Consider the following 11591-nt stretch of genomic DNA (forward strand, 5'->3'; position numbering starts at 1 on the left):
TGTAATCATATCTCGTGTATGACTATAATAAAGTTTTTTCTCAACCATGGTAATCTTTGCTCGATTGCTGCGTACCCGATGTCTTTATAATGTGCAAGGCGGAGATACATATACATAGTTTATGAAACATTTTAGGCAAGATAAAAAAAGATCGCTTGACGATTTCGTCAAGCGATTACATAGAGGGTACTACTAATGAAAAGCTTATGTATTATTATAAACTATTTTGAATTTTCATGAAATACTAAATAAAAAATATTTTTATTTTCATTATGGCTATATTAAAAAGAAATCATAACTGAACGATTTGTTTAGTGTAATAATAGGTTTATGTTTCAAATACTACTTCCTTTTTTTATAAATATGTATATTTTTTGTATGATTTGTGATGTTGAGTTCTCTTAATCCCATAAACATAAAGCGGGTTCTTTTCCAGAAAGGAAATAGGTAGAAATGTATTACAACTCAAAAAAAAGCCGCCCTACGAAGAATGTAAGGCGGTTACAACAATAACGTCGTCAATTGAATTAGGGGATTGAAGAACAAAGTATTCTTCTATATTATAGAAAGAGTTTCGCAGTCTTACACGTCTTTTGTCAGAAAATCTAACAATGTTTTTTTAAAAAGAAGGTTTTGGCTTTGTAAACTAACTTATGATGGTAGCACTGATTGACCTGTTAGCAGATTGTATGCCGCATAAAATTTCATTTGTATGTAGTCCCAATCAGGATTCTCACGCAAAGATGCTTGAAATGATTGTAGCAAACAGTTAAGTGCGAATTGCAAATCATCTTCTGATATACGTATCTGCTTTGTAGCAGATTGAAGCGTCAAATCATGAACAAGGGATTGCAAGGTTATTATTCTTTGGTCCATTTGAACCTCTCCTTTATCCAGTAGGTTTTATGTCCCAGTTTCATTGGTATTAGTAAAATAGCATAAAAACAAGATTTGCTTACGGTCATAGGTAGGCATGTATAGCTACTCATGAAAATGTCAAATATACATTGATAGGACTATAATATTACTATGCTGTAAGTGGACAAACTATGATGAATAGGATAAAATTCTACATAATTAAAAAATTTCAATTACTATTTTGAAATGAAATTTGTTTCTTTTAAATAATAGGAAGTTGGGCATACTAATCTGATGTACAACTTGACTTAAAGTGAGTGAAAAGTGTGGGAGATTTAGTAAAGGATAAGATAGTTGTTGTTATCGGTCCCACAGCAGTGGGAAAAACGAAGCTAAGTATTGATTTAGCAAAAGCTTTGAATGGGGAAATTATTAGCGGAGACTCCATGCAGATTTATCGTAAAATGAATATTGGAACAGCGAAAGTAACGAAGGAAGAAATGGATGATATTCCTCACTATATGATTGATATTAAAGAACCAGAAGAACCATTTTCCGTAGCTGAATTCCAATTACATGTACGTCAACACATCCAAGATATTATAAGTCGAGGAAAGCTTCCCATTATCGTTGGGGGAACAGGGTTATACATCCAGTCTGTTTTGTATGATTACCAGTTTACCGCTATTTCAGGTGACGAAGCGTACCGGCAAGAATTAGAACTGTTTTCACAGCGCGCCGGAGCAACAGCTCTATATGAAAAATTAGTGGAAGTGGATCCTGAACGTGCAGCGCATATTCATCCAAATAATATTCGTCGTGTCATTCGTGCCTTAGAAATTCACCATACATCTGGAACGAAAATGAGCGAAGTATTGGAAGAGCAGGAGAATAGAATGGTTTACGACGCCGTCCTTGTCGGTTTAACGATGGAACGAGGTCAATTATATGAGCGTATCAATAAGCGAGTTGATCTCATGATGGAGCACGGCTTACTTGAGGAGGTTCGCTCCTTATATGATGCAGGTATACGGGACTGTCAGTCTATACAAGCAATAGGGTATAAGGAACTATATCAGTACGTAGATGGTTTGATTTCGCAAGATGAAGCAGTACAAATGCTGAAGACAAATTCACGACGCTATGCGAAGCGACAGCTAACTTGGTTTCGGAATAAAATGGACGTAGCTTGGTTTGATGTATCAAATGGGACAAAAATGAAAGAAATTTTAAAATATGTAGAAGGAAAGCTGCTATTTTAGTCGAATTAAAATAAGTAGAGAAAAAGAGGAGGATTCGATATGAAGCAATCTATCAATATTCAAGATCAATTTTTAAACCAACTCCGTAAGGATAACACGTATGTTACGTTGTACTTGTTAAATGGTTTCCAACTTCGCGGTCTCGTAAAGGGATTTGATAATTTCACGGTATTATTGGAAACGGATGGCAAGCAGCAGCTTATATATAAACATGCCATTTCTACATTCGTGCCACAAAAAAATGTTAACATTGAATTAGAATAGTACATAATGATTGCGGTATAATCTTAAATTGATACCAATTACACATAGTATGAAATGGATTGCAAGAAGGTTTGTAATCGCAATGAAAGGGTACATGTAAAGATAAAGAGGAAACGAAAAGGAAGGCTAGGCTATCCTTTTGTCGTTTCCTCTTTATTTTTTTCATAAGCAAGGAACCGTTTTAAAGAAAGTTTTGTTTTAAAACCTACTAGCTTCATTATAGTATCCTCAATTTCCCCTTTTTGGACTAAACGAAGAATATAAGTATTGCGAAAGTGTTGTGCAGATATACCTTTACGAATGCCGGCTCGAGCAACTTCAAGTCGAATCATTTTTTGAATCGCAATTTCTGTTAATTCCTTCGGCGCGTCTTGTTCGTATACCCATTTATATGTATTTCGATTAAAATCAAAGGCAACAAACAAAGGATCTTGCGAATGATATTTTGGACGCACGGCTTCGGGAATTGTTTTGTAGTACCGATATAATATTTGTTTGTCTTCTTTTTCTAATGTAATCGTACGAGCCTTACCTGTTACCGGTGGAATGGAAAGCATATTTCTTTCAAAATGGACGTTTTGCATAGAAAGTGATTTAAGTTCTTGCAAGGATAGACCATAATCAAGCATAAGAGAAATAATGGATTGGTTACGATCTATTAAAAATGGACGCGCAGACAACTGTTTCTCTGAAAGCCCCTCTAAAGATATAATGGTTTTCTTTAGTTGTTTTTCTTCCTTTTCAGAAATAAAGTCTTCCTTGCGCAGTGCTCGGTCAGGTTGCGTAATCATTTCGATACTTTGTAATGGATTTTCTAAGGATGGTCGCGATTGTTGTAAGAAATAATAGATTCGATTTAGAACAATGTAGACACGGTGTATTGTTTTATCAGAATAATTTCGATTGGATTGTAATTCAAAAAAATAATTTTCGTAGTCTTGAGTGGAAAGGGAAGCCCATATATTGTTAAGAGAGGGATCCTTGTATTTGGTAGCCCAACTAAGAAAGTCCTCGATATCGTACACATAACGCTTAATGGTAGATTGCTTTCGGCCGATACTCGTTAAAAAAGCTGCAAAAGACAGGATTGTTTGTTGCACTTCTTCATTTTGAACTCGTTGTCTTTGCATAAATCCACCCCCTACAGTTTAATAAATTATAACAGAAAACGGTAAATAATGATTTGTTTCTTAGTAACATTTAACATATAGACAAGGGGAGGTTTGTCAGTGGAGCAATCCATTCGTAAAAAAAACCGTAATCAAATAAACATTGTATTAAATAGAACGAATGTTACCGTTTCACAGCAACCGACAAGACAAACAATAGAAGAGGAAGCTGAAACCAAACATGAGATGCTACAGCAAGTAGAAGAGGAAATGGGAAAGCTTGTTGGAATGGAAAATTTGAAAAAAATCATTAAAGAAATATATGCATGGATTTATGTAAATAAAAAGCGACAGGAAGCGGGTCTTAAAGCTGAGAAACAAGTGCTGCACATGCTATTTAAAGGAAATCCAGGAACAGGGAAGACAACGGTAGCACGTATTATTGGTATGCTGTTATTTAAAATGAACGTTTTATCAAAGGGGCATTTAGTTGAAGCTGAGCGGGCTGATTTAGTAGGGGAATATATCGGTCATACCGCTCAAAAAACACGGGATTTAATTAAAAAATCGATGGGAGGCATTTTATTTATTGATGAGGCGTACTCACTTGCAAGGGGTGGAGAAAAAGACTTTGGGAAGGAAGCCATTGATACGCTTGTAAAGCATATGGAGGATAAGCAACATGAATTTGTTCTTATACTAGCTGGCTATTCGCGTGAAATGAATCATTTTCTTTCGTTAAATCCTGGTTTACAGTCCAGGTTTCCATTTATTATTGAATTTCCAGATTATAATGTGAGTCAATTATTAGAAATAGGTAAACGAATGTATGAAGAACGGGAGTATCAGATTTCCAAGGAAGCGGAGTGGAAACTTCGTGACCACTTGAATGCAGTGAAGTATTCAAATGGAGTCAACTCTTTTAGCAATGGGCGCTATGTACGAAATATTATTGAAAAATCGGTTCGTTCACAGGCCATGCGATTGTTAGCTCAAGATACGTATGACAAATATGATTTATTAACTATTTCAAGTGCTGATTTGGATTTTGGAGATGAACCGCACAATTAACTACTTGTGCGGTTTTTTTCTTATGAATTTGTATTTCCAGTTTTTGCTGCATTTTCAAGCTTTGTTTTTGGATCATGCGTAGCATCAGGAGCCTGTCCCTGTGCATTTACACTACTAGCGATATGACCGCGATTGCGTCCGTTATTTCCTTTTGCCATTTAACCTTCCCCTTCCTCACGTACTTTATTTTTATGGTGTTCTTCCATTTTTTTGCTTTTTGTAGCGGCAGATGTGGGTTTCATTTCACTTTGTCTAACGGAGCTTTTTTGTTTTCCCATATTTACATGGTTCGTCATACTACCACCTCCTTTTTAGCTAGTATGCCTTTATTTCAAAAATGCTAGTAAAAACGTTTCCTTTTCCCCTTACTAGAACAAAAGCAGTTCGTCTGTTATTATTAGGAGTAGACTATGTAAAGGAAAGAGTGAACGTATTTGGAGAAAGAAAAAGCGATTTTAGTCGGCTGCCAATTGCCGAACGAACAAGAGGAACGATTTACATATTCCATGGGTGAACTGGCTTCATTAGCAGCAACTGCAAAAGCTGATGTACTGCTTACGACGTCGCAAAAACGTCCGAAATTTCATCCTGCTACATATATTGGAAAAGGAAAGTTAGAAGAACTTGTAGCCATTACAGAAGAACTAGAGCCGGATTTATTTATTTTCAACAACGAGTTAACACCGAGTCAAATTCGAAATCTATCGAATGAACTTGGAGTTCGCGTCATCGACCGAACGCAATTAATTTTAGATATTTTTGCACAGCGAGCGAAATCAAGAGAAGGTAAGCTACAAGTTGAATTAGCACAGCTTAAATATTCTTTGCCGCGGTTAAGTGGACAAGGTACTTCTCTATCCAGACTTGGCGGTGGTATTGGTACAAGAGGGCCTGGGGAAACAAAGCTTGAGACAGATCGACGCCACATTCGGGATCGTATTGATGAGATGAATCATCAACTTTCAGTCATTGAAGAGCACCGGAAGCGCTATAGAGAGCGTCGAAAACAAAATAGTACGTTTCAGGTTGCCCTCGTTGGATATACAAATGCAGGAAAATCAACGTTATTTAATCGATTAACTGAATCGGATGTATTTGAAGAAGATCTACTTTTTGCTACGTTAGATCCGACTACAAGAAGAATGGTATTGCCTTGTGGGTTTACCATTTTACTAAGTGATACAGTTGGATTCATTCAAGATTTGCCAACTTCACTTGTCGCAGCATTTCGATCTACCTTGGAAGAAGTAAATGAAGCAGACTTCATTTTACACGTTGTAGATTCATCTAACCCTAACTTTGAAGGACATGAGCAAACCGTTCGAAAGCTTTTGGCTGAGCTAGGCAGTGAACAAATTCCTTCTGTTACGATATATAATAAACAGGATCAGCAGCATCCAGCATTTCTCCCTTTACCAAATGAGGAGAGTATGATCATTAGTGCTCTTCGCGAAGAAGATGTAGAACGAGTTAAAGTGAAAATTGAGGAAGAAATGAAGCATCTGATGAAACCATACAATGTAACGATTCCTGCTGCCGATGGGAAAGTATTATCACGTTTCATATCAGAAAGTATTTTAGAGGAAATTACGTTTCACGAGGCAATGCAAACATATGAATGCGAAGGATTTTTATTTGAACATTCTCCGCTTATAGGTATTATAAAACGATTTTCAGAACAAAAAGGAGAAGAGTACGATGTTTAATCGATTGAAAAATGGAGAGAAGTTATATCCGATAGTAAAAAAGGTAGAAGCCATGATAACAGAGGCCCATCAACATATTGATGAAGTGGCAGAAAGCAATCAATTTCGAGTTTTGGAAAGCTTTCGTGCGTATAAAATAAGTGATTCCCATTTTATTCCAACAACTGGATATGGATATGACGATATTGGACGCGATACGTTGGGTGATGTGTATGCGAATGTATTTGGCGGAGAAGCAGGTCTTGTGCGTCCACAAATTATTTCTGGTACCCATGCAATCTCTACGGCGTTATTTGCTATTCTCCGTCCTGGGGATGAACTGGTATACATAACAGGAAAACCATATGATACGTTAGAAGAAATTGTTGGTATTCGAGGCAAAGGCATCGGTTCGTTTAAGGAATTTCAAATTGGATACCGTTCTGTTGATTTAACGAAGGATGGACATGTCGATTTTCCAGCAGTGAGAGAAGCAATTGGACCCAAAACGAAAATGATTGGTATCCAACGCTCAAAGGGATATGCAAATCGGCCATCTTATACAATCGCAGAAATACAAGAAATGATTCGGTTTGTGAAGCAAATCAACCCTGAAATTGTAGTTTTTGTTGATAATTGTTACGGAGAATTTACGGAAGAACTTGAACCTTGTCATGTTGGGGCAGACTTAATGGCAGGATCGCTAATAAAGAATCCTGGCGGCGGTATTGTGAAAATGGGTGGCTATATTGTTGGTAAAAAGGAATATGTTGATGCATGTGGCTATCGTTTAACTTCACCAGGCATTGGTGCAGAAGCAGGTGCATCTTTGTATAGTTTACAGGAAATGTATCAAGGATTCTTTCTTGCTCCGCACGTAGTAGCACAAGCACTAAAAGGTGCAATCTTTACGGCGGCTTTGTTAGAAAATCTCGGAATGAATACATATCCGCGTTGGAATATGAAGCGCACGGATTTAATTCAATCGGTTGAGTTTCAAGATCCGGATCGTATGATTGCGTTTTGCCAAGCGATTCAATATGCGTCACCTATTAATTCCCAGTTTACCCCTTATCCAAACTATATGCCTGGCTATGAAGATGACGTTATTATGGCTGCAGGAACATTTATACAAGGCGCAAGCATTGAGTTATCCGCAGACGGCCCGCTTCGACCACCATATGTAGCGTACGTTCAAGGGGGATTAACATACAGTCACGTGAAGATTGCTATCTGCTCAGCGGTAGATACGTTAATTGAGAAACAGCTACTAACTTTATAAAAGGGACGACTCATTTTTCATACAATAAATATATTTTGTACATGTTAAGAAAGAGGGTTTCTCCGTGTCCGAAAGTGAAAATGTGTTATGTTATCTAACATTTATTGACATAACACATACACGGTAATAAAATAGAGATATGTTAAGGTGAAGGAGGAACTGATGTGAGCAATGATGAGCGCCGCTCTACTCCGCTGTTTCCCATTGGAATCGTTATGAATTTAACGCAGCTTTCGGCACGACAAATTCGTTATTATGAAGAGCACGATTTAATTTCACCTACTCGTTCAGATGGAAACCGCCGCTTATATTCGTTTAATGATGTAGATAAGCTGTTAGAGATAAAAGATTTATTAGATCAAGGCTTAAATCTAGCAGGTATTAAACAAGTGCTTACGATGAAAGCTGCAGGGCTTACACCACCGCAGACGCCGCATCCAGTAGATAAAAAAAAGCTTTCTGATGCACAACTGCGTAAGCTGTTACGAGATGAACTTTACCAAGTGGGACGAAATAACCGAACATCTTTGCGACAAGGAGACATGTCCCGATTTTTCCACTAAACATGTGTTTCATGATTTTCAATATAAGATGTTAGGAATTAGGAGGAATGAAACAATGGCAGAGTATTCAAAAGAAGATATTTTCCGTTTGGCAAAAGAAGAAAATGTAAAGTATATTCGTCTGCAATTTACAGATCTTCTAGGGATCATTAAAAATGTTGAAATTCCAGTTAGCCAATTAGAAAAAGCACTTTCTAACAAAATGATGTTTGATGGATCTTCCATCGAAGGATTCGTTCGCATCGAAGAATCTGACATGTATTTGTATCCAGATTTAAGTACTTGGGTAATTTTCCCTTGGACATCAGAAAAAGGAAAAGTTGCAAGATTAATTTGCGATATTTACAATCCTGATGGTACGCCATTTGAAGGAGATCCGCGTAATAATTTGCAACGCATCTTAAGAGAAATGGAAGCAATGGGATTTACAAGCTTCAATCTAGGACCTGAACCTGAATTTTTCTTATTTAAAGTTGATGAAAAAGGAAATCCTACATTAGAATTAAATGATAACGGTGGTTATTTTGATTTAGCTCCTACAGATCTTGGAGAAAATTGTCGCCGTGATATCGTTCTTGAATTAGAAGAAATGGGATTTGAAATTGAAGCATCCCATCACGAAGTTGCACCAGGTCAACATGAAATTGACTTTAAATATGCAAACGCACTACAAGCATGTGATTACATTCAAACATTTAAACTTGTCGTGAAAACAATTGCACGTAAGCACGGCTTACATGCTACCTTCATGCCAAAACCATTATTTGGTGTGAATGGATCTGGTATGCACTGTAACCTATCACTATTCCGTGGTAACGACAATGCATTTTACGACGAAAAGGGCGATTTAAAGCTTAGTGATGATGCTCGCCACTTTATTGCAGGTGTATTGAAGCATGCTCCTAACTTTACAGCTGTAACAAATCCAACTGTAAATTCATACAAACGTCTCGTGCCTGGATATGAAGCACCATGCTACGTAGCATGGTCTGCTCGCAACCGTAGTCCGCTCATTCGTATTCCTGAATCTCGTGGCTTAAGTACACGTGTAGAAGTACGTAGCGTGGACCCTGCAGCAAATCCTTACCTAGCACTTGCAGTTCTTCTTGCATCTGGACTTGATGGTATTAAAAACAAGCTTGCAGCTCCTGCACCAGTAGATCGTAACATCTACGTTATGACAAAGGAAGAACGTGAGCAAACAGGAATTATTGACTTGCCTGCAACCCTTGCACAAGCAATAGACAAGCTTCAATCTGACGAAGTAATGTGTGAAGCGCTTGGTGATCACTTACTTGAACATTTCGTTGAAGCAAAAGAAATCGAATGGGATATGTTCCGTACGCAAGTTCACCAATGGGAACGCGATCAATATATGAACATCTATTAAGATGGGACAAGCCCTGGCGCTCTAAGCGTCAGGGCTTTTTTAATTTGATGGGTTGATCTTGTTTTTAATCATGTGTTTTGTAAACTGAATTGTATAATAAGATTTTGGCTCATACAGTTCACCCCAATACCGTTAAAGTAAAACGGCAGTTCTTACTTAATCCAAAGGCTATGTTAATTATTAATTTTGATTTTCAATAAAAAAAGGTACACTTTAAAATTGAACTGTCACCAAAAGTGTATAAGAACCAAACTTATCTGGCGGTTACAAATCCCCAGGCTTTCGTCCATTTCTGTTAAAAAATCGTCATAGAGCGGAATAGTCATAAAATATTAAGCGAATTTATTCACTACCTCAATGATTTTTTCTTTGAAATTGACAATATCAGACACTTTTTCAATATGTTCAATCGTACGTTCCTCATCGTTAAATTGAATGTATTTATTGGAGGTATTGAGGCCTAGACGACAAATCCACTTTCGAATATTGTTATCTAACAGGATATTAAAATAACTTAAATTATCACGATAGTAAATACGATCCTCTTCTATTGAATCTTTCAAAATTATTTTAATTGTAATATAGCCCTCAATTTCCTCTTCGGTTGTAACAACATCAGGTTCTGTTTTACTATCTGCATCCGTTTCAATGCTTGCAGCAATTTCTTGATTTTGTGCATCTACTTCAGTAGTCGTATTTTTTAATGCGGCGTTTAGTTTATCATTTACTAATTCGTTTATAAATTGCTTATATGCTTTTTTTATAATCGGTTCGAATTTCTCAATTGTGTTTTTTGTTTTTACACCATCGTAGATTTGTGTGATTAAGAATTTTACATATTCTTCATTCGGATTGTCCCATTGTTCGCTAAGAAAGTTTTTAAGTTTGTTTAGATATTTCAATTCTGAAGCGGTATTAAATATTTTTTCTAAGTCAAAACTTGTCTTTTTAAATTTTGATAGCTCGAGTAGACTACTTTCTTTCAAATCAAGGATGCTAAATTCAAAGAAAGGAGAAGAGTCCATTTTATTTTGTTCCTCTAGATCCGTGTAAAACCGATATATAATTCCATTTGTTAAAATGGCAAATCGGGCTGTCGTAGTTCCAAAGTATCTAAAAAGCTGGGAATCGTGTTTTTGTAAGTCCTCATTAACCGATTTTGCTTCAATCAAAATGACGGGGTTTCCATCAGTAATAATGGCATAATCCACTTTTTCTCCTTTTTTAATACCAATATCAGCTGTGAACTCGGGCGTGAATTCCTCGGGATTAAATATGTCATAACCAAGAGTTTGGAAAAAAGGCATGATGATGGACGTCTTTGTTGCCTCTTCAGTAGCAATAGATTTTTTAATTTTTTCAACACGTTTTGAGAGTATCTTTATTTGTTCTGCAAAATTATCCATTTCTATGTCTCCTTTAAACTTTTTGTTTTGAACGTGATACCTATGACAAATATGAGAAGCTGCATCCATCAGCATATGAGGTATTTCTTGAGGTGATTGAGTGTAGGAATATAATTACAGGAGATCGCGAGGGTTTACCTAGTAATATTAGAAATTTATAATATATCTACAAAATAGATATTAAACCATTTATTTTTAAAGTAAATACACGTGCAGTTGCGACGTGTATTATATTTACTTGTGGATAAATGTACGTTCTTTTTCTTTCTGCCGAAAAACTTCAAATCTGTTTAACTTTTCACTATTCGAAAGTTCCAGGAACGTTACATGCCTAACCATACTTTCATTTTTAATATGTACTAACCAATGAGATAGACGTTGGATGATTTATTTCTGCAAATGGGATGTTTTTTACTTTTTACTTCAATTATAAGGTAACTTTACCATATTAATTAACAAAAATAAATGATCCTACATGGAGATATGAATGTTGAATTGGTCATCTGAGATTGAATATTGGAGCGATGTTAGCAATCAGTATTTTTTCATAGATACACTCATTTATGTATAATTATTACAATGATAATTATACCATTTTAGTAAGAATATGATTCTATATTATCAAGGCACATAATGTTGTAAAAACAAGAAGGAATGATTGGTCTTGGTTATAGAATTGTCCAGGCTTATGCGACTGAAAT

At 36.3% G+C, this 11591-nt stretch carries 12 protein-coding genes; 7 read left to right on the forward strand and 5 right to left on the reverse strand.

Annotated elements, in window-relative coordinates:
* Window positions 1-651: 651 nt before the first annotated feature.
* On the reverse strand, window positions 652-876 hold the full coding sequence (locus tag ACAN53_RS04195; RefSeq protein WP_379967458.1) for a hypothetical protein: 225 nt from the start codon (window positions 874-876) through the stop codon (window positions 652-654).
* Window positions 877-1184: 308 nt separating this feature from the next.
* Between ACAN53_RS04195 and miaA the strand changes: the two genes are divergently transcribed.
* Both miaA and hfq read left to right on the forward strand, forming a co-directional pair.
* A complete protein-coding gene (gene miaA, locus ACAN53_RS04200; RefSeq protein WP_379967461.1) occupies window positions 1185-2120 on the forward strand; it encodes a tRNA (adenosine(37)-N6)-dimethylallyltransferase MiaA in 936 nt (311 codons plus the stop codon).
* Between the two features lie 39 nt (window positions 2121-2159).
* Window positions 2160-2384: an RNA chaperone Hfq gene (gene hfq, locus ACAN53_RS04205; protein WP_379967464.1), complete on the forward strand. Its 225-nt coding sequence runs from the start codon at window positions 2160-2162 to the stop codon at window positions 2382-2384.
* A gap of 131 nt (window positions 2385-2515) precedes the next feature.
* Here the strand turns inward: hfq and ACAN53_RS04210 are convergent, their stop codons facing one another.
* The gene (locus tag ACAN53_RS04210; protein ID WP_379967467.1) at window positions 2516-3514 is read right to left on the reverse strand and encodes a tyrosine-type recombinase/integrase; all 999 of its coding nucleotides are present in this window, start codon (window positions 3512-3514) and stop codon (window positions 2516-2518) included.
* Window positions 3515-3613: 99 nt separating this feature from the next.
* Here ACAN53_RS04210 and spoVK point away from each other — a divergent pair, with 99 nt between their 5' ends.
* Window positions 3614-4564 (forward strand): stage V sporulation protein K, encoded by a 951-nt coding sequence (gene spoVK, locus ACAN53_RS04215; RefSeq protein WP_379967470.1) that lies wholly within the window; start codon window positions 3614-3616, stop codon window positions 4562-4564.
* A 20-nt stretch (window positions 4565-4584) separates the two neighbouring features.
* Here the strand turns inward: spoVK and ACAN53_RS04220 are convergent, their stop codons facing one another.
* Window positions 4585-4722: a small, acid-soluble spore protein L gene (locus ACAN53_RS04220; RefSeq protein WP_379967473.1), complete on the reverse strand. Its 138-nt coding sequence runs from the start codon at window positions 4720-4722 to the stop codon at window positions 4585-4587.
* Entirely contained in the window at window positions 4723-4860 is a 138-nt protein-coding gene (locus tag ACAN53_RS04225; RefSeq protein WP_379967476.1) for a hypothetical protein, read from the reverse strand.
* Window positions 4861-4998: 138 nt separating this feature from the next.
* Between ACAN53_RS04225 and hflX the strand changes: the two genes are divergently transcribed.
* The 4 genes from hflX (at window position 4999) to glnA (ending at window position 9484) form a co-directional block, all read left to right on the forward strand.
* Window positions 4999-6270, forward strand: a complete 1272-nt coding sequence (gene hflX, locus ACAN53_RS04230) for a GTPase HflX (RefSeq protein ID WP_379967479.1) — start codon at window positions 4999-5001, stop codon at window positions 6268-6270.
* Entirely contained in the window at window positions 6263-7531 is a 1269-nt protein-coding gene (locus tag ACAN53_RS04235) for a methionine gamma-lyase family protein (RefSeq protein ID WP_379967482.1), read from the forward strand. The genes hflX and ACAN53_RS04235 overlap by 8 nt, the downstream gene beginning before the upstream one ends.
* 215 nt (window positions 7532-7746) lie before the next feature.
* Entirely contained in the window at window positions 7747-8094 is a 348-nt protein-coding gene (locus ACAN53_RS04240) for a MerR family transcriptional regulator (protein ID WP_379970253.1), read from the forward strand.
* Window positions 8095-8149: 55 nt separating this feature from the next.
* Entirely contained in the window at window positions 8150-9484 is a 1335-nt protein-coding gene (glnA, locus tag ACAN53_RS04245; RefSeq protein ID WP_379967485.1) for a type I glutamate--ammonia ligase, read from the forward strand.
* 332 nt (window positions 9485-9816) lie between these two features.
* On the opposite strand, the gene ACAN53_RS04250 is transcribed toward glnA, so the two are convergent.
* Window positions 9817-10890 carry a type I restriction endonuclease gene (locus tag ACAN53_RS04250; protein WP_379967488.1) on the reverse strand — a complete coding sequence of 358 codons (1074 nt, stop codon included), beginning with the start codon at window positions 10888-10890 and terminating at the stop codon, window positions 9817-9819.
* Between the last annotated feature and the right edge of the window lie 701 nt (window positions 10891-11591).

Source organism: Ectobacillus soli, assembly GCF_042610425.1.
GTDB lineage: Bacteria > Bacillota > Bacilli > Bacillales > Bacillaceae_G > Ectobacillus.

What these genes read in the sequence shown, in the direction of transcription:
- ACAN53_RS04195 (WP_379967458.1), bottom strand. Translation starts at nt 876, where the DNA reads ATGGACCAAAGAATAATAACCTTGCAATCCCTTGTTCATGATTTGACG.
- hfq (WP_379967464.1), top strand. Translation starts at nt 2,160, where the DNA reads ATGAAGCAATCTATCAATATTCAAGATCAATTTTTAAACCAACTCCGT.
- ACAN53_RS04210 (WP_379967467.1), bottom strand. Translation starts at nt 3,514, where the DNA reads ATGCAAAGACAACGAGTTCAAAATGAAGAAGTGCAACAAACAATCCTG.
- ACAN53_RS04220 (WP_379967473.1), bottom strand. Translation starts at nt 4,722, where the DNA reads ATGGCAAAAGGAAATAACGGACGCAATCGCGGTCATATCGCTAGTAGT.
- ACAN53_RS04225 (WP_379967476.1), bottom strand. Translation starts at nt 4,860, where the DNA reads ATGACGAACCATGTAAATATGGGAAAACAAAAAAGCTCCGTTAGACAA.
- ACAN53_RS04235 (WP_379967482.1), top strand. Translation starts at nt 6,263, where the DNA reads ATGTTTAATCGATTGAAAAATGGAGAGAAGTTATATCCGATAGTAAAA.
- ACAN53_RS04240 (WP_379970253.1), top strand. Translation starts at nt 7,747, where the DNA reads ATGAATTTAACGCAGCTTTCGGCACGACAAATTCGTTATTATGAAGAG.
- glnA (WP_379967485.1), top strand. Translation starts at nt 8,150, where the DNA reads ATGGCAGAGTATTCAAAAGAAGATATTTTCCGTTTGGCAAAAGAAGAA.
- ACAN53_RS04250 (WP_379967488.1), bottom strand. Translation starts at nt 10,890, where the DNA reads ATGGATAATTTTGCAGAACAAATAAAGATACTCTCAAAACGTGTTGAA.